The sequence below is a fragment of the Achromobacter sp. genome, from assembly GCF_057314935.1.
The window spans coordinates 38,976-60,475 of sequence record NZ_DBHKZA010000017.1; the positions used below are offsets into that span (position 1 = coordinate 38,976).

Genomic DNA, 21,500 nt, shown 5'->3' on the forward strand with positions numbered 1-21,500 from the left:
ACAATTGTTTTCCATCACCGCGAAGGCTCAATTCCTTCCGATTTGCGCTCTCCCTCTCGCCGCGATACCATACGATCCATATACAAACCATATACGGATCACTCCCACCATGGGTCTCGTCAAAATCTCCGAGCAGATGCATGAGAATCTGCGCGTCGCCAGCGGCGCCCTCAGCCGCTCGATCAATTCCCAGGCCGAACACTGGATGCGCATCGGCATGTTGTCCGAGCTGTATCCCGAACTGCGCCACGCGGACGTCTGCCAATTGCTGATCCGCATCGAGCAGGGTGAAGGCTTTGCCATCGCGTCGCTGTCCCGGCGCTTACCCGATGCCGCCCAGCAGGAGGCCGCATAAATGGCGAAGAAGGTTTCCATCAAGTCCGCCGCCGACATCGAAATGGCCCGCAAGGCCGGCGCCATGGCAGCCGAAGTGCTGCACATGATCGGCGAACACGTGCGCCCCGGCGTCACCACCGATGAGCTGGACCGCATCTGCAACGAATACATCGTGAACGTGCTGAAGGCGATTCCTGCCAACGTCGGCTATCACGGCTTTCCGAAGACGATCTGCGCGTCGGTCAACCATGTGATCTGCCATGGCATCCCGTCGGCCAAGGTGCTGAAAAACGGCGACATCCTGAACATCGACGTCGCCGTCATCAAGGACGGCTGGTTCGGCGACACCAGCCGCATGTACTACGTGGGCCAGCCCAGCCCCCTGGCGCGCCGCCTGGTCAACACCACGTACGAAGCCACCCGTGCCGGGATCATGGCGGTCAAGCCCGGCGCGACGCTGGGCGACATCGGCCATGCGATCCAGACCGTCGCGCACCGCGAGCATTTCAGCATCGTGCGCGAATACTGCGGCCACGGCATCGGCCAGATCTACCACGACGATCCGCAAGTGCTGCACTACGGACGTCCCGGCGAAGGCATGGTGCTGCAGCCCGGCATGATGTTCACGATCGAACCCATGATCAACGCTGGCAAGCCGGCGACCAAGCAATTGCCCGACGGCTGGACCGTGGTCACCAAGGACCGCTCGCTGTCGGCGCAGTGGGAACACATGGTCGTGGTGACCGAAACCGGGTACGAAGTGCTGACCCCCTGGCCGGACGGCTACGGCGAGTATCCGCCAATCCCCTGACCGTTGACGGGACGCCGTCCGCAAGGACCGGAGTGCAAGCCGCCAAGGGCACGATCATGATCGTGCCCTTGCCGTTTCCAGCGCCCTGACGGGCGTCGCCCATGCCTGCCCTGCCCCCCGCCTTCCGCCGTCTGGCCGCCTCGAACCTGGCCGCCCAGTTTTCTGAACAGATGGCCTTGGCGGCGGCGCCGCTGGTCGCCGTGCTGGCGCTGGGCGCCACCGCCGCGCAGACGGGCTACCTGCAAACCGCGCAAACCCTGCCGTTCCTGCTGCTGTCCCTGCCCGCCGGCGTGCTGGCGGACCGGATGTCGCGCCGCGCCTTGATGACCGCCGCCGAGTGCGTTCGCGCCGCCAGCCTGGTGGGCCTGTTGGCGCTGCTGTGGGTAGGCGGACTGGGCCTGGGCTGGCTGGCAGCGCTGGGCTTTCTGGGCGCGGTCGGCACGGTGGCCTACAACGTGGCCGCCCCCGCGCTGGTGCCCAGGCTCGTGCCCGCCAGCGATCTGGCCAGCGCCAACCGCTGGCTGGAGCTGGCGCGCAGCAGCGCGTTTTCCGCCGGCCCCGCGGCGGGCGGCGCGCTGGTGGGCTGGATGGGCGCGCCAGTCGCCTATGTGATCGCCACCACGCTGTCGCTGCTGGCCGCGGCCCTGCTGGCCGGCCTGCCAGCCGACGCGCCCAAGCCCGTTGCCCGGCGGCGCTTGTGGACCGAGCTGCGCGAAGGCGCGGCTTTTGTCGGCAAGCATCCGCTGCTGCGGCCGGTGCTTGCGACCGCCGTGTTCTTCAACACCGCCTGGTTCGTGCTGCAGGCCGTGTACGTCGTGTATGCCATCGAACGCCTGGGCCTGACGGCCGCTGGCGTGGGCGTCACGCTGGGCGTGTATGGCGGCGGCATGCTGGCAGGCGCCCTGGCCGCGCCGTGGCTGGCGCGCCGCCTGTCTTTCGGCGCGATGATCGCCTCGGGTCCGCTGTCGGCATTGGCGGCGAGCGCCATCCTGCTGTCGACGCTGGTCTTGCCCTCGGGCATCTGGGCGGCGGTGGGCTTTTTCCTGTTCGGCGCCGGCCCCATCCTCTGGACCATCACCACCACCACCCTGCGCCAGGCCGTGACGCCCAACGCGCTGCTGGGCCGCGTGTCCGCCGTGATCCTGACGGCGACGTTCGGCGCCCGACCCGTCGGCGCGCTGATCGGCGCGACGTTGGCCGCCCGCGTAAGCCTGGACGCCTGCTTGTGGGTATCGACGGCGGGATTCCTGGTGCAGTTCCTGGTGCTGTTCGCATCCCCCGTGCGCCGGTTGCGCAGCCAGCCGGAGGCGGCGGGCGCCTGACGGCGGGCCCGCCCCGAAACGCGCCGCCATGCTGTTACGCCCGCCGCCGCCCCGATCTGTATCTGGCGGCAGGCCGGGGCAGCCGCTAGACTGCCCGCATTCCTCCACGCCATTGATCCGGGCCGCTCGCAAGATGTTGAAAATATTGGGTAAAGCGTCATCCATCAACGTACGCAAGGTACTGTGGACCTGCGCCGAACTGAATCTGCCGTTCACCCGCGAAGATTGGGGCGCGGGCTTCCAGGCGACCTCCGACCCGCGCTTCCTGGCGCTGAATCCCAATGCCATGGTGCCCGTCATCCAGGACGGCGATTTCGTGCTGTGGGAGTCCAATACCATCATCCGCTACCTGGCCGGGCAATACGGCGGCCAGCGCTTGTACCCGGCCGAGCCCCGGCTGCGCGCGCGGGTGGATCAATGGATGGATTGGCAGGCGACCGACCTGAACCGGTCCTGGAGCTATGCCTTCATGGCGTTGGCGCGGCGTTCGCCTGAACACCGGGATGCCGCCAGCATCCAGGCGTCGTGCCAGGCCTGGACGCACTTCATGGCCATTCTGGAACAGCGCCTGGCGCTGACCGGCGCCTATGTGGCCGGCGACGGGTTTTCGCTGGCGGACATTCCCGTAGGGCTATCGGTGAACCGGTGGTTTGCGACGCCCTTCGACAAGCCCGCCCTGCCGGCGACGGCTGCCTATTACGACCGGCTTGCCGAGCGCGAGGGCTACCGGTTGCACGGCCGCAACGGCACGGCCTGAATGGCCGTCGCGGCAACCCGGCGCACCCTTTTTCGCGCTTACTTCACCACGCCGCAAACCAGGCGGCCACCTCCGCCGCCCAGCGGCGCGGGCGTGTCGCTGTAGTTGTCGCCGCCCACGTGCACCATGACCGCGTGCGTCTTCACGTCCGCCAGCTTCAGGTGCGGCGCCACCACGGCCTTCTTGGCGGTACCGTCAGCGGCCACCACGATGAAGGGCAGGTCGCCCTGATGGCCGTCAGTCGCCATCGGGCCCTTGTGGGCCTTGGTGCCCTTGGGATCCAGGTGGCCGCCCGCGGCACCGCCGGGCGCCGTCTGGCCGTTCACCATGCCCGGCATGCACGAACCCTTTTCATGCACGTGGAAACCGTGTTCGCCCGGCGGCAAGCCCTTCAGGTTCGGCGTGATCTGCAAGCCGCCCTTGGTGTCCTTCAGCGAAATCGTGCCGGCGCTTTTGCCTATGCCGTCAGCGGTCAGGAATGACATCGTGACGTTTTCGGCCAGCGCGGCGCTCGAGGCGCCCGCCATTGCCAGCGCCGCGACAAGCATCGAGATTTTCTTCATGAAGTGCCTCCTGGAATCATGCACGCAAAGTGCGGATGCCCGGCCCGGCGCAATCGGCGCCAACCTGGCCCTGGGCGCCAATGACAATAGCACCGGCGCCGCCCCGTCGACCAGCAATCTTCATTCCTGATACAAGCGATCAGGCTTGTTAACGATTGACCAGTAGCACCAGCGCGTGCAGCGCTACGCCGATCAGGCCGCCCACCAGCGTGCCGTTGAAACGGATGTACTGCAGGTCGCGCCCCACGCTGAGTTCCAGTTCGTCGACCAGGTGGCGTTCGTCCCAATTTTTCACGGTGCGCGAAATATGCTCCGTCACGCCGATGCGCAGGCGGCCGGTCAGGCGCCGCGCGCTGCCCAACACGTGGTTGTTGATGGCGGCGCGCAAGCCCGGGTCTTCGCCCAGCTTGCGGCCCAGCGCCAGCAAGGCGCTTTCCAGATGGCGGGCCAGCGCCGAATCCTCGTCCGAGAGGTCGCGGCGCAACGCCGCGTGGATATCGTCCCACAGGCCCTGCACATACTCCTGCACCTTGGGATGGTCGATCGCCCGCTGCTTCAACTCTTCGACCTGCGCCGACAAGGCGGGGTCGGTCTTCAGGCGTTCGATGTAGTTCAGCACCCAAGCCTCGTAGTCGCGCCTGACGGGGTGATCGGGTTCGGACAGCACATCGCGCACTTCCTGCACCAGCGCCAACGCCAGCCGGTCGGCCAGGTTGTCGGCAATGCCGTCCACCGACTTGACCACGTCGACGGCCGCGATGATGCGCGGCCATTCCTTGCGGGCGAATTTCACGAGCAGGGTCGATGCGCGTTCCTTCACATCGTCTTCGCCCAGGTAGCCGCCCAGGCGCTCCATGGCCGCGTCCAGCAGTTCCTGATGGCGCCCGTCACGGGTCAGGAGGCCCAGGATCTCGCCCACGGTGCCCGCGGCATCCCAGCGGCGCAGGTTCTTCACCACGAACTCCTGGATCACCCCGCGCACCGCCTGGTCATCCAGCATGTCCAGCGTCTGCAAGACCACGCGGCGCGCGCCGTCGCTCAAGGCATGCGCCTGGCGCGGCCGGATCAGCCACCGGGACAGCCGCGCGGCGGGGTCGAAGACCCGCAGCTTTTCCATCAAGGTGTCCGGGTCCAGGAAATGGTCACGGACGAACACGGCCAGGTTGTCGCCGATGCGGTCCTTGTTGCTGGGAATGATGGCCGTGTGCGGGATCGGCAGGCCCATGGGCCGGCGAAACAGCGCGACCACCGCGAACCAGTCGGCCAACGCGCCCACCGTCGCCGCTTCGCAAAACGCCCGCACCCATGCCCACACGCCCTGCCCGCCCATGACGTGGCTGGTGATGAAACCGCTGATCATGGCCACCAGCAAGGCCAGCGCGGCGATCTTCATGCGCCGCAGTTGCGTGCGGCGCGTGTCGGACGCCAAGGCGGAGTGCGGGGCGGATGGCGTCGAGGGTCGGGACGGATCGGGCATGGAGGTTCCGGCAAGGCGATGCGTCAGCATACCAACTGCCGGCGCCGTTCAGGCCGCCCGGCGGACCTTCGCCCCCCTTAAGCGGCCGGCTCCGCCAGCGCCGCGCGCAGCCATGCCACAAACGCGCCTGCGTGCTCCGACATCCCCCGGCCGGGGGCCGGCAGCGCGCGCAACCCGCCGTCGAACGCCACGAATCCGAAGGGCGCGACCAGCGAGCCCTCTTCCAGTTCGCGGCTGATCAGCCGCTTTTCCACCAGCGCCACGCCCAGTCCGGACAGCGCGGCCTCGATGCAAAGGTGCGTGTGCGGAAACGCCAGCTGGCCGGCGGCGGCAACCGCCACGCCGGTAATGGCCTCCCATTGGTTCCAGGCGCTGGATGTGTACTCATGGGCGATACGCACCCGGTCCGCCGCCGGGCGGCGGGCATAGGCGGGCGTGCAGACCGCGCCAAACCGCACGGGCGCCAGCGTCAGTGCGCGGCGGCGGTCGGCATCGGTGTAGCCCGACAGGTCCCAGGCCAGCAGCAGGTCCGCGCCCTCGTTGCGCATTTCGCGGGCGGACGTCATCGACAGGCGGATGCGGATATCGGGATGCTCGCGGTAGAACACGGCCAGTTGCGGCACCAGCCAGCGCATCGCGAAGGTGGCGCTGCAGGCCACGTGCAGCCCCGGCCCCTGCGCTTCGCGGCCCAATCGTTCGTAAGCGCTTTCCAACTGGTCGAACGAGGCGCGCACCGACGCGTAGAAGGTCGCGCCGGCAGGGGTGAGCTTCAGCCCGGTGCCGTCTTTGTCGAACAGCGGAACGCCTGCGTGTTCCTGCAACAGCTTCAGGTGCCGGCTGACCGCGCCGTGGCTGCGGCACAGTTCTTCCGCCGCGCGCGTGACCGAGCCGGTCCGCGCGATGGCCTCGAATGCCCGGACGGCGGATAGGGGCGGCAAGTGGCGCACGGCGTGTCCTTATGTCAATAAAACTGACGGATATCCAGAAAAACTGCATTTTCCGGATCCTGCTGCTTTTTTAGGATATCGCCTGCATTTCCCGCAAGCAGTGCGATGCATCGCAGTATCGCATGATGGATTGTGAGGATAAAGACAACTTCTTTATTTCAATAATCTGACTATCAGGAGCCCCTATGACCCTCATCGATATCGCCGCCCACGAGGCGCTGGACAGCCGCGGCAACCCGACCGTCGAGGTCGAAGTCCGGCTCGATGACGGCGCGGTTGGCGTGGCGCTGGTGCCGTCTGGCGCGTCGACGGGCCAGCATGAAGCACGGGAGCGCCGCGACGCGGATCCCGCGCGCTATCTGGGCCGTGGCGTGCTGGGCGCCGTGCGCGCGGTCAATACCGAGTTGCGGGAGGCGCTGCTGGGCCAGCAAGCGGACCAGCAGGCCGCGATCGACCAGATCATGATCGGCCTGGACGGCACGCCGGACAAAAGCCGTCTGGGCGCCAACGCCTTGCTGGGGGTCTCGCTGGCGGTGGCGCGCGCGGCGGCCGCCCGCCAGGGGCAACCACTGTGGCGCCACCTGGGCGGCGTGCAGGCCCAAGTGCTGCCCGTTCCCATGATCAACATCATCAACGGCGGGGCGCACGCCGACAATCCGCTGGATTTCCAGGAATTCATGATCTTGCCGGTGGGCGCGCAAACCTTCACCGAAGCCATCCGGATGGGCGCCGAAGTCTTCCACACCCTGCGCGGCAAGCTGCTGGCGGCCGGCCACAGCGTCAATGTGGGCGACGAAGGCGGCTTCGCCCCCGTCTTGCGCACGGCCCCCGAAGCCCTGGACTTCATCATGGGGTCCATCGAGCAGGCCGGCCTGCGCCCAGGCACGGACATTGCGCTGGCGCTGGATCCGGCGGCCAGTGAATTCCATACCGAGGCAGGCTATCGCTATCAAGGCGAAGGTGTGGTGCGCAGCCGCGAACAGCAGGTGGACTACCTGGCCCGGTTGGCATCCGACTACCCCATCGTCTCCATCGAAGACGGGATGGCCGAAGACGACTCCGCCGGCTGGCAAGCCCTGACCGCGCGGCTGGGCGATGCGTGCCATCTGGTGGGCGACGATGTCTTCTGCACCAACCCCCGCCTGTTCGAGGCCGGCATCTCGGCCGGGATCGGCAACGCCATCCTGGTCAAGGCCAATCAGATCGGCACGCTGAGCGAAACCCTGCAGGTATTGGGAATGGCGCGCCGCGCGGCATACGGCGCCGTCCTGTCGCACCGCTCGGGTGAAACCGAGGACACCACCATTGCCGACCTGGCCGTGGCGGCCAACTGCGGCCTGATCAAGACCGGTTCGCTATCGCGCGCCGACCGCACCGCCAAGTACAACCGGCTGCTTCGCATCGAACGCGAACTGGGCGCGGCCGCCGTCTACGCTGGCCGTGACGCCTTGCCGCGGCGCGGCCGGGTCGACAGCCGCGTGTAGTACCACCCCATCAAGGGAGACGCCGAAATGCCGTGCACCAGCACGGACGCGACGATGGCGGTCAGCAACAACGGCGCCAGCGCCCGGGACACGTCCTGCGGCGCTTGCTCCACGGCCAGCAGCAGATAGTAGAACGTGCCCACGCCGCGTATTCCCAGCCAGCTGGCCAGCCAACGCTGGCGCCAGTCCATCGACGACCCGGCCAGGGCCAGCATCACGCTGGCCGGCCGCAGCACGAAGAACAACACCGCCGCCACAACGAGCGGCGTCCAACCCAGCATGTCGCGCCAATGCGCCGACACCACGCAGCCGATGACCAGCATCAGGGCCAACTCGACAAAGCGTTCCAGCCCCACCGACGTTGCCATCATCGACTCCGCCAGATGGGCATGAGCCAATTGCGGATCCTGCGTGCTTTCTTCGCTTTCGGCAGGCGTGACTTCCTGCAAGACGGCACGCGGGGTTCGGCCGCTGCCCGTGGCGCGCAGCTCTTGCTGACGCAACGCCACCCCGGCGCAGAAGACCGCAAGAAAGCCGTAGCCATGCGCAAGCAAGGTCGCGCCATAGCACAGCGCCATCAGCCCCAGCGCCAGGAATTCGTCCAATCCCAGGGCGTTGCCATAGCGGATCCGAAGCGTGGCGATCAGGCGTTCGCCCAGCGTGCCCAGCAGCCAGCCAATTCCCACCGCGCTGACCACCCCCCAGATCAGGGCGGCCGCCAACGGCCACGGCCGCTCAAGCCCCGCCGGACCCGCATTGCACAGGGCGATGCCCAGGATCACAAAGGGAAACGCCGCCCCGTCATTGGCGCCGCCCTCGCCCGACAAGGCAAAGCGCAGCGGCTCGTCATCGCCCGCTTCACGCGGTCGCAATTCGTTGGCCAGCACCGGATCGGTCGGCGCCAACGCCGCCGCCAACAGCAACGCCGCCCCCAATCCCAAGCCCAGCAGGCCCATGCCGAATGCCGTCATCAGCGCAATGGTCAGCAACATGGCGGGCGCCGCCAGGCGCAGCGGCAGGCGCCATAATGGATGCCCGCAGGCCACGCGCAAATGCATGCCCACGGCAAAGAGCGATACGGGCAATGCCGCTTCGGTCGCCAATCTCAGCACGTGGCGGTCGCCGTACAGGTCCAGATTCAGCAGCCCCAGTCCCGTCGGGCCGATCAGAAAGCCGACGACCAGATACACCATGGCCCCGGTCATGGGCAGCGCATCGATCAGGCGCTTGGACACCGCCATCAACACGAACAAGGCGCCGATCAGCAGGAACCAGACGGCTTCGATATTCATCGCATCTCTCCGGCGGTCGCCAGGGGGCCAGGTCGGGCCTGTTAGTGCCGACCGGCCCTAGTCGGGTTCGTCCCAGCCTTGGCGCAAGGCGCTGGCAAAGCCGCCTTCAACGCGGGAATACGGCCGCGCGCTGGTGGTCACGCGCGGCAGCGCCGTCCAGGCGATGCGGGCGCCGCCCTGCTCCAGCCGGTCCACCAGCGCCTGGTCTTCGCTGCAGGCCAGCGCGGCAAAGCCGCCGATGTGCCGGTAGGCATGGGCCTCGATGCCAAGATTTGCGCCGTGGACATGGCGATGGCCGTCGCGGTCCTGGTAGTGGGTGGCGAAACGCCGCCGGGCCTGCCGCGCATGCGCGCCGTGTTCGGCCCAGCCCGACACGCCCACCGTGCCGCAAACCACTTCCGCCCCTAACGACAACTGGTCCACCAGCCAGCGCGCGGATACGCGGGTATCGGCATCGGTGAATGCCAGCCAGCGCGCGCCGGCCTCCAGCAGATGCTGCGCGCCAAGGGCCCGGGCAACGCCCACATTGCCCGCCTCGACGCTCAGGCACCGCACCGGCCAGGCCGCCGACAATTGCTCGGTGCGGTCGCGGCAACGGTCCAGCACCACGACGATCTCGACGCGTTCGGCTGCCAGCAGCGGGTGGCGCGCGGCGCGGGTCGCAGCTCGCAGGCAAGCCCCGATCATCCGTTCCTCGTTGTGGGCGGGTATGCAGATTCCGATCATCGCCTGCTCCTTATGAGGGGTTGCGCCAGAGGTCCAGACGAAAATCTTCTTCATGGTGATGCACCAGCCGCTGCAGGCCGGGCAGCGCCCCCATCGCGTCATGCAGACGGTCGGTGGGTTGCAGGCGGTCATCGAACGCGGGACGCCAATGACAGGCGACCAATTCGCCGCCGTCTCCCAAGCTGCTGCGTAGCCGCGCAAGAAACAACGCGCAGGCGGCGTCATCCAGGTAATAGGCCAGCTCCGAGACGACGATCAAATCGAAGCCGCCCGGCGGCACGGGCGGCCATTGCTGCGGCAGTTTCAACGCCAGCGTCCGCACCGCCGCCGCCACCGGATCGGCGCGCAGCCGGGCCTGCACCCGGCGCAATGCGCTGGGCGCCAGATCCACGGCGCACAGCTGGTCGCAGCGCTGCGCCAGGGCAAGCGTCATGTCGCCGCCGCCACAGCCCGCCTCGAAGACGTGGCCATAGCGCTCGCGCGCCAACGTCGCCAACAGCACGGCGCGCTTGCGGCGCTCGTACCACGCGGTGGCCACCCGCCAAGGGTCATCGTCCTGGCGGTACAGGCGCTCGAAGTGGCGGTCATCTACAGTATCCAAGGCGGTTCTCCGTGTTGTGAGACCTGCTTGCCATGCGCGGCCTGATCATGTTCCGCGTGGCTCTGCCGGATGAACACGGGCAAGTCGGCCAGGGCTTGCGCCAACGCGGCGTCACGGCATAAGGGGCCGGCGCCCAGTGCGCGCGGCACGCGGTTCAACACCTCCTCGGCGGCAGCCTCCACCGCCAGGCGCGTCCGCGCGGCCGCCAGGGCGCAGCCGTCTTCAGGATGGGCGTCGATGGCCGATGCCGCCTCGCGCAGCGTCGCCCGCGCCTGGGCCAAGGCGACATCCACGGCGCCAAGGTGGGCCAGCCGGTGCGGGTCGGGCCGACCCTGGGCGACGGCGGCGCGCAGCCTCTCGGCAATGCCCGCCAACGCGCCATACCAGCATGCGGCAACGCCCGCCCCGCCGTGCAGGAAACCGGGGCGGCCGACGTAGGCGCCCGGCGCACCGACGGCAACGCCACGCGCCTGATCGAAAACGACGTTCACGCTGGCGGATGAGCGCATGCCCACGGCATGCCAGCCTTGCGTGGTGACCGTGACCCCCGGCTGGTCCAGCGCCACCGCGGCCAGGCACGGTTCGCCTGCGCCGTTCCAACCGCTGACGAGCGCGTGGCTTAGCGCCGCGGCGCCGGAGCACCAGCCCTTCAATCCGCTGACCATCACCCCGCCGGTGGCCTGGGCGCGGATGCCCACGCGCATGTCCGGCGGTTCGGCGCACCAGACACCCCAGCACGCATCCTCCGGCGCGTCGACCGACGCGTCCAGCTCGGCAAGAATGGCCAGCGCATCCGTGTGCCCCTCGAACAATTTGGCCAAACCCAGATCCGCCGCGGCAACGGCGGCAAGCGCCCGCCAGCGCAGCAAGGTGCCGCCCGAGCCCGGCAACGGCAACTGGCCGTAGCCGGCGCGCACAAGCTCGCCCAGCCAATGGCCGGGATCTACCGGCGGCCGGGCGCCGGTCAGGACGCCTTCGATCGTCTGGCCGGAGAATTCGGGGGGAATCGAACGGGCAAGTCGGGTTTGCATGGCAGGGACGGTGGCTTGATTCAAAGGGACTGAGACTCGCCTTCCAGCATGTGGCGTGCCCGTGCCTATTCGCCCAGGAATTCCGACACGGCTTCCAGCCCTTCGATGTGGTCGGCCACCACCTTCGCAATGAAGGCGAGCGGCACGGACAGCAGCGTCCCCCACACGCCCCACAGCCAGGTGAACAACAACAGCAGCATGAAGACGGCCACGGCGTTCATCTTGGCGATGCGGCCGGACATCCAGGTCGTGACCACCACGCCCATCAGCAAGGCGATGGCCACCGAACTGCCGGCCACCGCCAGCGCCGGGCCGATTTCGCCGAATTGGATAAGGGCCGCGATCCCGGTTCCCACCGCCGTCAGCAACGGACCGAAGTACGGGATGATGTGCAGCGCCCCGGCCACCACGGCCCAGGTCGCCGCGTTCTCCAGGCCCAGCAGGCGGAACGCCGCCCAGGACATCAGGCCCAATGCCAGGTTCGTCACCAGCATCATCGCCATGTACTGGTGGATGGAGCTGTTGATCTGGTCCAGCATGTGCACGCTGATTTTCTTCTGCGACAAGGTCTTGCCGGCCACCTTCACGAACTTGCGCTTGAATGCGTTGCCCGACAGCAGCAGGAAAAACACCAGGAAGACGCTCATCGTCGCCTGACCGATGAAGGCCGCCACGCCTTTGGAGCCCCACAGCAGGAAATCGCTCAGGCCCGAATCCGACTTGGCCACCACCACCTGCCGGCCGGGCACGATGCCCCCGCTGTCCTGCAGCACGCCGGCCGCGCCCTTGATCTTTTCAAAGAAGGAACCGTCGCCGCTGGAGATGCCGGTCAAGGTGCGGGACAGCTTTCCGGAGATCTCCGGCAGCGCCTGCACGATCGAACTGACCTGGTTCTGCGTGACGTAGGCCAACCCCGCCAGACCGGTGGCGATGACGAACATCAGGATCAGGATCCCGACCGCGCGCGGCACCCGGGCACGCCCCATCAGGCTCACGATGGGGTCCAACGCATAGGCCACCACAATCGCCATCACTACGGGAACGATGAATTCCTGCGCGAGCTTGAGGGTGAACAGCACCGCCAGGACGGTCAAGGTGGTCAGGCAGGCGCCGCGCGCCCAGACATAAGGCGTATCCGGCGGGGGATCGGGGATCAGTCCCGCCTCTTGCACCGTCACTTTCTCTTCCGGGACGCGCGCCGCCTCCTCCCCCGTGCCGGCCGCCTCCGTCGGCTTCTTGCGTTCGGCCGCGTCCGGCGCGGTCGCGACCGGTGTGGTGATTTCCATCTTGCCCCCCAACAATCGATTATCGACAGCGGACAGCAAGTGGCGTGCCTGGGCGTTTCAGCCCGCCAGCGCCAGCAGGCCCGCCTGGCCCTCGTGGCCGCGCTGGGCCCGCTCCAGGATGAATTCGATCATCATCGAGATCGCCCGGGGATGGTGCCGGTTCGGCATGTACAGCATGTACATGCCCCGGCCGAAGATACTCAGCCGCCAATCCGTCAGCGCGGCCAGCAGGTCGCCGCGGGCGATGTCGTCGTGCACCACGTAGTCCGGCACCACGCCCACCCCCAAGCCGGCTCGGATCGCGTCGCGCAGGAACGCGTAGTTGCGCGAGATCACGGTGGGTTCCAGCACCACGTGTTGGCGCGGCTGGCCGCCATAGTAGGCAGACAACCGCAACGGCCGGCCGATGACGGCCGCGCTGATGACGGGCGCGCCCGCCAGATCTTCCGGGCGCTGCGGCAGGCCGCGGGCGTCGGCATAGGCCTTGGACGCGCACGCCATGTAGCGGACCAGCCCCAATTCGCGCGCCACCAGGTTCTGCGGCGGCTCGGACATGATGCGCACCGCGATGTCCACTTCGTCGCGCAGCAGGTCGTCCACGCTGTTCTCGAACAGCACGTCCAGCACGATGTCGGGATACGCCTGCTTGAACTCCAGCAGCCACGGCGTCATCACGAACTGCCCGTAGCCGCTGGGCACGCTCAGGCGCACTTTGCCTTGCGGGGTCTTGCCCAGCGTTTCCACGGATTCGCGGGCGGCCACCAATTCATCCTGGATGCTGCGCCCGTGCTGATACAGCTTCAGTCCGATCTCGGTGGCCTCGACATGGCGCGTGGTGCGCCGCACCAGCTGCATGCCCACCGAACGCTCCAGCTGGTTCAGGTGATAGCTGACGTTGGCGCGCGTCATCTTCAGGCGGCGCGCGGCTTCGCTCAGATTGCCGGCATCCAGGATTTCCACCAGCAATGTCAGGGATTTGGTGTCCATTTGGGGCTCCTCCCCGGTCACTGTCAAATTTTATTATCCGCCATGTCAATTCTAGATGCCATTGTCAAGACATCTTTACTGGGAAAGAATAAGGAAATAAGAGACGAGCCGTTCTGGCCCGCCAGGCGCCGCCACGGCGGACGCCCCATTGGAGACAAGGTCCCATGACGGACAAGAACCCTGCAGGCGCCGCCCACGCGCGCCGCGACGAAGACATCCTGGTCATCACCCTTGACCACCCTCCCGTGAACGCGCTGAGCGCCGATGTGCGCCATGATCTCGCCGCCGCCATCCAGGCCGCGCAGTCGGACCCGCAAGTGCGCGCCGTCCTGCTGGTAGGCGCCGGCAAGAATTTCATCGCCGGCGCGGACATCCGCGAATTCGGCAAGCCGCCCAAGCCGCCCGCCCTGCCTGATGTGTGCAACCAGATCGAAGCCAGCAACAAGCCCGTGGTAGCGGTGCTGCACGGCGCGGCCCTGGGTGGCGGGCTGGAAGTGGCGCTGGCCGCCCACTACCGCGTCGCCCTGCCCGGCGCCAAGCTGGGCCTGCCTGAAGTGAACCTGGGCCTGTTGCCCGGCGCAGGCGGCACGCAACGCACGCCCCGCCTGATCGGCGCCCGCGCGGCGCTGGACCTGATGCTGTCGGGCAAGCACCTGTCCGCCGAGGCGGCGCTGAAAGCCGGTCTGGTCGACGCCCTGGGCGAAGGCGACGATGCCTTGGCCGCCGGCCTGGCCTACACCCGCCGATTGCTGGCTGAAGGCGCCGGCCCGCGCCGCAGCCGCGATGCCACCGCCGCGCTGGCCGACAAGGCCGCGGCGCTGGCGGAAGCCGCCGCCGCAGGCGAACAGGTCGCCAAGACCTTGCGCGGCCTGTATTCGCCCGCGAAGATCGTCGACGCCGTGCGCGCCGCCATCGAGCAACCCTTCGACGAAGGCCTGCGCACCGAACGCGCGCTGTTCCTGCAATGCCTGGACAGCCCGCAGCGGGCCGGCCTGGTGCACGCGTTCTTCGCCGAACGCGAGACCGCCAAGATCCCTGAGCTGCAAGCGGCGCGGCCGCGCCGGCTGGAGAACATCGGGGTGGTGGGCGGCGGCACGATGGGCGCCGGCATCGCCGTGTCGGTGCTGGATGCCGGCCTGCCGGTCGTGATGGTCGAACAGGATGAGGCCGCGCTCGAACGCGGCCGCGCGCGCGTGGCCCAGGTATACGACCTGCTGGTCAAGAAAGGCCGGATCACCGCAGGCGAGCGCGACAGCCGGATGGCGCGCTTTACCGGCGCCACCACCTACGACGCGCTGGACGACGCCGACCTGATCATCGAAGCCGTCTTCGAAGACATGGACGTCAAGCTTGCCGTCTTCGCGCAGCTGGACCGCGTGGCCAAGCCGGGCGCCGTGCTGGCCACGAACACCTCCTATCTGGACGTGAACCGCATCGCCTCCGCCACGCGCGGACCGGCTGATGTGCTGGGCCTGCACTTCTTTTCGCCCGCCAACATCATGAAATTGCTGGAAATCGTGGTGGGAGAACACACGTCCGCGGAAACCGTGGCCACCGGATTCGAACTGGCGCGGCGGCTGCGCAAGACGCCCGTTCGCGCCGGTGTATGCGACGGCTTCATCGGCAACCGCATCCTGGCCGTGCACCGCCAGGCGGCGGACATGATGATGGAAGACGGCGCATCGCCCTACGACATCGATGCGGCCGTGCGCGAATTCGGCTACCCGATGGGGCCCTATCAGATGGCGGATCTGGCCGGCGGCGACATCGGCTGGGCTACCCGCAAGCGCCGCGCCGCTACGCGCGACCCCGCGCTGCGTTATGTGCAGATTCCCGACCGCCTGTGCGAACGCGGCTGGTTCGGCCAGAAGACGGGCCGAGGTTTCTACCTGTATGCCGACGGCGCGCGCGTGGGCACGCCTGACCCGGAAGTGCTGGCCATCATCGATGAAGAGCGCCGCCGCGCCGGCGTCACGCCGCGCCTTTTTACGCACGAAGACATCCAGCGCCGCTACTTGGCGGCCATGATCAACGAAGCCGCCAACGTGCTGCACCAGGGCATTGCGCTGCGCCCGTCCGACGTGGACGTGGTGTTCCTGTCCGGCTACGGCTTTCCGCGCTATCGCGGCGGCCCTCTGCATTACGCCGACAGCGTGGGCCTGGACCGCGTGCTTGCCGACATCCGCAGCTATGCCAAGGAAGACCCCGCATTCTGGAAGCCGTCGCCGCTGCTCGTGCAGTTGGCGGAATCCGGCCGCAATTTCGCCAGCCTGAACCAGGCTGCCTGATCCGCCGGATTTCAATTCCAACGATCCCGAACCGACCTTCTTCGACAGGAAACCCTCATGCGCGAAGCCGTTATCGTCTCTACCGCCCGCACCCCCATCACCAAGGCGGGGCGCGGTGAATTCAACCTGATCGCGGGCCCCACCCTGGCCGGCCACGCGGTGCGCGCCGCCGTCGACCGCGCCGGCATCGACCCGGCGCTGATCGAAGACGCCTTCATCGGCTGCGGCTATCCCGAGGGCGCCACCGGCCGCAACATCGGCCGCCAGGCGGTGATCCGCGCCGGCCTGCCCGTCAGCGTCGGCGGCGCCACCGTCAACCGCTATTGCGCGTCCGGCCTGCAGGCCATCGCGTCGGCCGCCGGCCGCATCGTCATGGACGGCGCGCCGGCCGCCATCGCGGGCGGCGTGGAACTGGTGTCGCAGATCCGCACGCGCGACGACGGCGTGAGCGGCATGGACCCCTGGATCGTGGCCAACAAGCCCGAACTCTACCTGCCCATGATCGAAACCGCCGACATCGTGGCGGCCCGCTACGGCATCAGCCGCGAAGCCCAGGACCGCTTCGCCGCGCAAAGCCAGGCGCGCACCGAAGCCGCCCAGGCCGCCGGCCGCTACCGCGAAGAGATCATCGCCGTCACCACCACCATGTCCGTCACCGACCGCGCGACCGGCGCCGTCACCGAACGCGAAGTGACAGTGGACAAGGACACCTGCAACCGTCCCGGCACCACCTATGAAGCGCTGGCCGGGCTTGCCCCCGTACGCGGCGAAGGCCAGTTCGTAACGGCCGGCAATGCGTCGCAGTTGTCGGATGGCGCGGCGGCCTGCGTGCTGATGGAAGCAGGCGACGCGCAGCGCGCCGGCATCCGGCCCCTGGGCGCCTTCCGCGGCCTGGCCATTGCCGGCTGCGAGCCCGACGAAATGGGCATCGGCCCGGTCTACGCCGTACCCAAGCTGCTGGCGCGCCACGGCCTGAAGGTCCAGGACATCGATCTCTGGGAGCTGAACGAAGCGTTCGCCTCGCAAGCGCTGTACTGCCAGGAAAAGCTGGGCATCCCGATGGACCGCCTGAACGTGGACGGGGGCTCCATCGCATTGGGCCACCCGTTCGGCGTCACCGGCGCGCGGCTGGCCGGCCATGTGCTGATCGAAGGACGCCGCCGCGGCGCCCGCTATGCCGTCGTCACGATGTGCATCGGCGGCGGCATGGGCGCGGCCGGCCTGTTTGAAATCTATTAAGGACCGACATGGACCTCGAATTCACCCCCGAAGAAAACGCCTTCCGCGACGAAGTGCGCGCGTTCCTCGCGGCCAAGCTGCCCCGGCGCCTGTCCGACAAGGTCGGCCAGGGCAAACTGCTGGCGCGCGCCGACATGGTCGAATGGCACGCCATCCTGAACCGGCAAGGCTGGCTGGCCAGCCACTGGCCCGTGGAGCACGGCGGCACCGGCTGGAGCGCCACGCAGAAGTTCATCTTCGACAATGAATGCGCCTTGGCCGCCGCGCCGCGCATCGTGCCCTTCGGGCTGAGCATGCTGGGCCCCGTGCTGATCAAGTACGGCACCGATGCGCAGCGCAAGTACTGGCTGCCCCGCATCCTGGACGGCAGCGACTGGTGGTGCCAGGGCTACTCCGAACCCGGCGCGGGCTCGGACCTGGCCTCCGTCAAGACCACCGCCGTGCGCGACGGCGACAGCTACATCGTCAACGGGCAGAAGACCTGGACCACGTTGGGCCAGTACGCCAACATGATCTTCTGCCTGGTGCGCACGTCGCAGGAAGGCCGGCGCCAGGAAGGCATCAGCTTCCTGCTGGTCGACATGAACAGCCCCGGCGTCGAAGTGCGTCCCATCATCACGCTGGACGGGGAACACGAAGTCAACGAGGTGTTCTTCTCGGACGTGCGCGTGCCGGCCGACAACCTGGTGGGCGAAGAAAACCGCGGTTGGACCTGCGCCAAGTACCTGCTGACCTACGAACGCACCAACATCGCGGGCGTGGGCCAGTCGACGGCAGCGCTGGAGCGCCTGAAAACCGTGGCCGCCCGGCAAAAGAAGCATGGCCGCCCGCTGGCGCAAGACCCGGACTTCGCCGCCCGCCTGGCGCGCGTCGAGATCGAACTGGCCAATATGCGCACCACCAACCTGCGCGTCGTGGCGGCCGTGGCCGGCGGCGGCGCGCCGGGCGCCGAAAGCTCGATGCTGAAGATCCGCGGCACGCAGATCCGGCAGGAGATCACTGCGTTGAACCGCCGGGCCATGGGCCCCTATGCGCGCCCCTTCGTGCCCGAAGCGCTGCATGACGGCTATGACGCCCCGCCCATCGGTCCCGAAGGCGCCGACAGCGCCGCAGCGCAGTACTTCAACAACCGCAAGCTGTCGATCTTCGGCGGCTCCAATGAAATCCAGAAGAACATCATCTCGAAGATGATCCTGGGACTGTAAGGGCCGGCCATGAATTTTGAACACACTGAAGACCGGCGCATGCTCTCCGACATGCTGCGCCGCTTTGTCGCCGAACAGTACGACTTCGCCACGCGTGAACGCCACGCCCAATCGCCGCAAGGCTACAGCGTGGAGTTCTGGCGCCGCTACGCGGAACTGGGCGCCATCGGCGCGCTGTTCACCGAGGCCGACGGCGGCCTGGGCGGCGCGGGCTTCGATATCTCGGTGGTCTTTGAAGCCTTGGGCCGCGGGCTGGTCGTCGAACCCTTCCTGGACGCCCTGATGGTGGGCAGCGCCATCGCCGCGGTCGGCACGCCCGCCCAGCGTGAAGCGCTGGACGGCCTGATCGCAGGCGCCATCACCGCCGCGCTGGCACAAGCCGAGCCGGATTCAGGCTATGACCTGGCGCAAGTGCGCACCCGCGCCGAACGCTCGGGCGACGGCTGGGTGCTCAACGGCGCCAAGGCGGTCGTCACGGCGGGCGAACATGCGGACCTGTTCCTGGTGTCGGCCCGCACGGCCGGCGCGGAAGATGACGAAGCCGGCATCAGCCTCTTCCTCGTCAGCGCCGGCACGCCCGGCCTGTCGGTACGCGGCTACGGCCTGATCGATGGCGGACGAGCCGCCGAAGTCAGCTTCGACAACGTCCAGCTTGGCCCCGACGCGCTGGTCGGCGAGGCCGGGGCGGGTTACCCGGTGCTGGAACGCGCCACGGGCCGCGGCATCCTGGCTGTGTGCGCGGAAGCCGTGGGCGCCATGGATTGCGCCCGCGACGCCACGCTGGAATACCTGCGCACGCGTCGCCAGTTCGGCACACCCATCGGCAGCTTCCAGGCCCTGCAGCATCGCATGGCCGACGTGCTGCTGGAAATCGAACAGGCGCGCTCGGCCGTGATCAATGCCGCCGCCGCCGTCGACCACCCCGACCGCGCCACTCGCGAACGCGCGCTGTCGGCCGCCAAATACACCATCGGCCGCATCGGCACGCTGGTAGCCGAAGAAAGCATCCAGCTGCACGGCGGCATCGGCATGACGTGGGAGCTGCCCCTGGCCCACTATGCCAAGCGGCTGGTGATGATCGACCACCAGCTGGGCGACGAAGACCACCACCTGCGCCGCTACATCGCGCTGGGGCAGGCTTGAACGGAGGACGCCAGGACATGACGCAGGCCTATACCGTCCCGCCCTTGTCGCGCCCCTTCGCGGCGCCTTTCCTGGTGCGCAGCGCCGCCGACGTGCAGCGCTTGCAATCGCGCCCGCTGGCCGAAACGCTGACGGTGCAAAGCACCTACGAGATCTTCCGCAATTCGGCCGCCGCCTTCGGCGACAAGACCGCGCTGACCTTCTTGCGCACGGCCGACCCGGACGACGAGGCGGTGCGCTGGAGCTACCGGGAACTGCTGGCCGGCATCCACCAGACGGCCAACCTGCTGCATGACCTTGGCGTGCGCGCGGGCGACGCCGTCGGCGTGATCCTGCCCGGGTGCCTGGAATACCACCTGGCGCTGTGGGGCGGCGAAGCCGCAGGCATCGTCCAGCCGCTGAATCCGCTGCTGAGCGAAGACAAGCTGGCGTCGCTGATGACGACGGCCCGCGCCAAGGTGCTGATTGCCTATGGCTCGGACGCCGAATGCGGCACATGGTCCAAGGCCTTGCGGCTGCGCGAGCGCGTGCCCACCTTGCAGACCCTGCTGCGCGTGGCGCCGCTGGACGAGCCCCTGTCGGCCCGCCCCGCATTGCCCGACTATGCGCTGGACTTCAACGCCAACCGCTCGGCGCAGCCGGCCGACCGTCTGCTCAGCGATCGCATGATCCGCGCCGACGACGTCGCGGCGTACTTCCATACGGGCGGCACCACGGGCGCGCCCAAGCTGGCCATCCACACCCACGCCAACCAGGTCTTCACGGCCTGGGCTGCCGTGCAGTTGCAGAACGCCGGGCCCGGCGACGTGGTCATCAACGGCTATCCGCTATTCCACGTGGCGGGCGTGCTGCCGGCGTCGCTGGCCGCCCTGTCGGCGGGCGTGGAGACCGTCATCCCCACCACGATGCTGCTGCGCAACCGCGATGTGCTGCGCAACTACTGGCGGCTGGTGGAAAAGCACCGCGCGACTTCCCTGCAAGGCGTGCCCACCATCCTGGCCGCGCTGGCGGAAGTACCGCTGGACGGCGCCGACATTTCGTCGCTGCGCTATTGCCGCACGGGCGCCGCGCCGCTGCCCGCGGAACTCGCCGCGCGCTTCAAGCGCCTGTTCGGGCTGCACGTGAACGAGAGCCTGGGCATGACCGAGATGGCCGGCATTTCGTCCATCACGCCGCCCGGTTCGGAGTTTCCCGTGAACTGCGTGGGGTTCCCGCTGCCCTACGTGCAGGTGCGCATCGTGGGCCTGGACGTCCCGTCGGGCCAGGCGGCGCGCGACCTGCCGGCAGGCACGGCCGGCATGGTGCTCTTCAAGGCGCCCAACGTGATCCCCGGCTTCCTCGACCCCGACGACACGGCGCGCGCCTTTACCGAAGACGGCTGGCTGATCAGCGGCGACGTCGGTTTCATGGATGGCGAAGGCCGGCTGCACCTGCAGGGCCGGGCCAAGGACCTGATCATCCGCGGCGGCCACAACATCGACCCGAAGACCATCGAAGACGCGTTGGCCACGCACCCCGCGGTGCAGCTGTGCGCCGCGGTCGGCGCGCCCGACGCCTACGCCGGCGAACTGCCCGTGGCCTTCGTGACGCTGGCCGACGGCGCGCAGGCGACCGAGGCCGAACTCGTCGCCTACGCCGCGGCCCACGTGGACGAAGGGCCGGCTCGGCCCAAGCGCGTCATCGTCCTGGACGCCATGCCCATGACCAACGTGGGCAAGATCTACAAGCCCGATTTGCGCCGCCTGGCCGCCGCCGTAGCGGTAGAGGCTGTGGTGGCGCGCACCCTGCAGGCGGCCGGCCTGACGGAAGACGCCCAGATCTTCCGCGTGCTGGCCGATGCGCAACCGGAGGTCGCCGTGCAGGCGGCCCCCGGCACACCCGCGCCGCTGAAGGAGCAGTTGCGCGAAGCCTTGGCGCGGCTACCGGTGAAGGTCGCCCTGCGCGACTGAGCCGCCGCCGCGCGCCCCCTCACAACCAGCCATAACAACACACACCGGAGACAAAC

19 protein-coding genes are annotated in these 21,500 nt (G+C 68.2%); 10 read left to right on the forward strand and 9 right to left on the reverse strand.

Features of this window, described 5'->3' with window-relative positions; genetic code table 11:
* Window positions 1–109: 109 nt before the first annotated feature.
* The 4 genes from ACO6D5_RS08700 to ACO6D5_RS08715 all read left to right on the forward strand — a co-directional run bounded on the left by ACO6D5_RS08700 (window position 110) and on the right by ACO6D5_RS08715 (window position 3,226).
* Window positions 110–355, forward strand: a complete 246-nt coding sequence (locus ACO6D5_RS08700) for a TA system antitoxin ParD family protein (RefSeq protein ID WP_315845377.1) — start codon at window positions 110–112, stop codon at window positions 353–355.
* Window positions 356–1,147, forward strand: coding sequence for a type I methionyl aminopeptidase (gene map / locus ACO6D5_RS08705; protein ID WP_315845376.1), 792 nt, complete (start codon window positions 356–358; stop codon window positions 1,145–1,147). It abuts the gene before it with no gap.
* 101 nt (window positions 1,148–1,248) lie between these two features.
* Window positions 1,249–2,469 (forward strand): MFS transporter, encoded by a 1,221-nt coding sequence (locus ACO6D5_RS08710; RefSeq protein ID WP_485825151.1) that lies wholly within the window; start codon window positions 1,249–1,251, stop codon window positions 2,467–2,469.
* A 133-nt stretch (window positions 2,470–2,602) separates the two neighbouring features.
* Window positions 2,603–3,226 (forward strand): glutathione S-transferase family protein, encoded by a 624-nt coding sequence (locus ACO6D5_RS08715; protein WP_485825152.1) that lies wholly within the window; start codon window positions 2,603–2,605, stop codon window positions 3,224–3,226.
* Window positions 3,227–3,264: 38 nt separating this feature from the next.
* Here ACO6D5_RS08715 and sodC read toward each other — a convergent pair whose 3' ends face one another.
* From sodC to ACO6D5_RS08730, 3 genes are all read right to left on the reverse strand, one after another.
* The gene (gene sodC / locus ACO6D5_RS08720; protein WP_315845373.1) at window positions 3,265–3,789 is read right to left on the reverse strand and encodes a superoxide dismutase [Cu-Zn] SodC; all 525 of its coding nucleotides are present in this window, start codon (window positions 3,787–3,789) and stop codon (window positions 3,265–3,267) included.
* A 148-nt stretch (window positions 3,790–3,937) separates the two neighbouring features.
* The gene (locus ACO6D5_RS08725) at window positions 3,938–5,266 is read right to left on the reverse strand and encodes a DUF445 domain-containing protein (protein WP_485825153.1); all 1,329 of its coding nucleotides are present in this window, start codon (window positions 5,264–5,266) and stop codon (window positions 3,938–3,940) included.
* A 77-nt stretch (window positions 5,267–5,343) separates the two neighbouring features.
* Window positions 5,344–6,213: a LysR substrate-binding domain-containing protein gene (locus tag ACO6D5_RS08730; protein WP_315845372.1), complete on the reverse strand. Its 870-nt coding sequence runs from the start codon at window positions 6,211–6,213 to the stop codon at window positions 5,344–5,346.
* A 185-nt stretch (window positions 6,214–6,398) separates the two neighbouring features.
* Between ACO6D5_RS08730 and eno the strand changes: the two genes are divergently transcribed.
* Window positions 6,399–7,697 carry a phosphopyruvate hydratase gene (gene eno, locus ACO6D5_RS08735; RefSeq protein WP_485825154.1) on the forward strand — a complete coding sequence of 433 codons (1,299 nt, stop codon included), beginning with the start codon at window positions 6,399–6,401 and terminating at the stop codon, window positions 7,695–7,697.
* On the opposite strand, the gene ACO6D5_RS08740 is transcribed toward eno, so the two are convergent.
* From ACO6D5_RS08740 to ACO6D5_RS08765, 6 genes are all read right to left on the reverse strand, one after another.
* A complete protein-coding gene (locus ACO6D5_RS08740; RefSeq protein WP_485825155.1) occupies window positions 7,643–8,989 on the reverse strand; it encodes a cation:proton antiporter in 1,347 nt (448 codons plus the stop codon). The genes eno and ACO6D5_RS08740 overlap by 55 nt on opposite strands.
* A gap of 57 nt (window positions 8,990–9,046) precedes the next feature.
* Window positions 9,047–9,715 (reverse strand): glycosyltransferase family 2 protein, encoded by a 669-nt coding sequence (locus ACO6D5_RS08745; RefSeq protein WP_315845392.1) that lies wholly within the window; start codon window positions 9,713–9,715, stop codon window positions 9,047–9,049.
* Between the two features lie 10 nt (window positions 9,716–9,725).
* Window positions 9,726–10,316, reverse strand: a complete 591-nt coding sequence (locus ACO6D5_RS08750; RefSeq protein WP_315845369.1) for a class I SAM-dependent methyltransferase — start codon at window positions 10,314–10,316, stop codon at window positions 9,726–9,728.
* A complete protein-coding gene (locus tag ACO6D5_RS08755) occupies window positions 10,304–11,347 on the reverse strand; it encodes an acyl-CoA dehydrogenase (RefSeq protein ID WP_485825156.1) in 1,044 nt (347 codons plus the stop codon). The genes ACO6D5_RS08750 and ACO6D5_RS08755 overlap by 13 nt, the downstream gene beginning before the upstream one ends.
* 65 nt (window positions 11,348–11,412) lie before the next feature.
* Window positions 11,413–12,633: an AI-2E family transporter gene (locus tag ACO6D5_RS08760; protein WP_485825157.1), complete on the reverse strand. Its 1,221-nt coding sequence runs from the start codon at window positions 12,631–12,633 to the stop codon at window positions 11,413–11,415.
* A 57-nt stretch (window positions 12,634–12,690) separates the two neighbouring features.
* A complete protein-coding gene (locus ACO6D5_RS08765; protein ID WP_315845366.1) occupies window positions 12,691–13,620 on the reverse strand; it encodes a LysR substrate-binding domain-containing protein in 930 nt (309 codons plus the stop codon).
* A 164-nt stretch (window positions 13,621–13,784) separates the two neighbouring features.
* Between ACO6D5_RS08765 and ACO6D5_RS08770 the strand changes: the two genes are divergently transcribed.
* Genes ACO6D5_RS08770 through ACO6D5_RS08790 form a run of 5 tightly spaced genes read left to right on the forward strand, consistent with a single transcriptional unit; the run spans window position 13,785 to window position 21,444 of the window.
* The gene (locus ACO6D5_RS08770; protein WP_485825158.1) at window positions 13,785–15,908 is read left to right on the forward strand and encodes a 3-hydroxyacyl-CoA dehydrogenase NAD-binding domain-containing protein; all 2,124 of its coding nucleotides are present in this window, start codon (window positions 13,785–13,787) and stop codon (window positions 15,906–15,908) included.
* A 57-nt stretch (window positions 15,909–15,965) separates the two neighbouring features.
* Window positions 15,966–17,147, forward strand: coding sequence for an acetyl-CoA C-acyltransferase (locus ACO6D5_RS08775; RefSeq protein WP_315845364.1), 1,182 nt, complete (start codon window positions 15,966–15,968; stop codon window positions 17,145–17,147).
* An 8-nt stretch (window positions 17,148–17,155) separates the two neighbouring features.
* A complete protein-coding gene (locus ACO6D5_RS08780; RefSeq protein WP_315845363.1) occupies window positions 17,156–18,352 on the forward strand; it encodes an acyl-CoA dehydrogenase family protein in 1,197 nt (398 codons plus the stop codon).
* 9 nt (window positions 18,353–18,361) lie between these two features.
* The gene (locus tag ACO6D5_RS08785; protein WP_485825159.1) at window positions 18,362–19,495 is read left to right on the forward strand and encodes an acyl-CoA dehydrogenase family protein; all 1,134 of its coding nucleotides are present in this window, start codon (window positions 18,362–18,364) and stop codon (window positions 19,493–19,495) included.
* Window positions 19,496–19,512: 17 nt separating this feature from the next.
* Entirely contained in the window at window positions 19,513–21,444 is a 1,932-nt protein-coding gene (locus ACO6D5_RS08790) for an acyl-CoA synthetase (RefSeq protein WP_485825160.1), read from the forward strand.
* Window positions 21,445–21,500 lie beyond the last annotated feature (56 nt).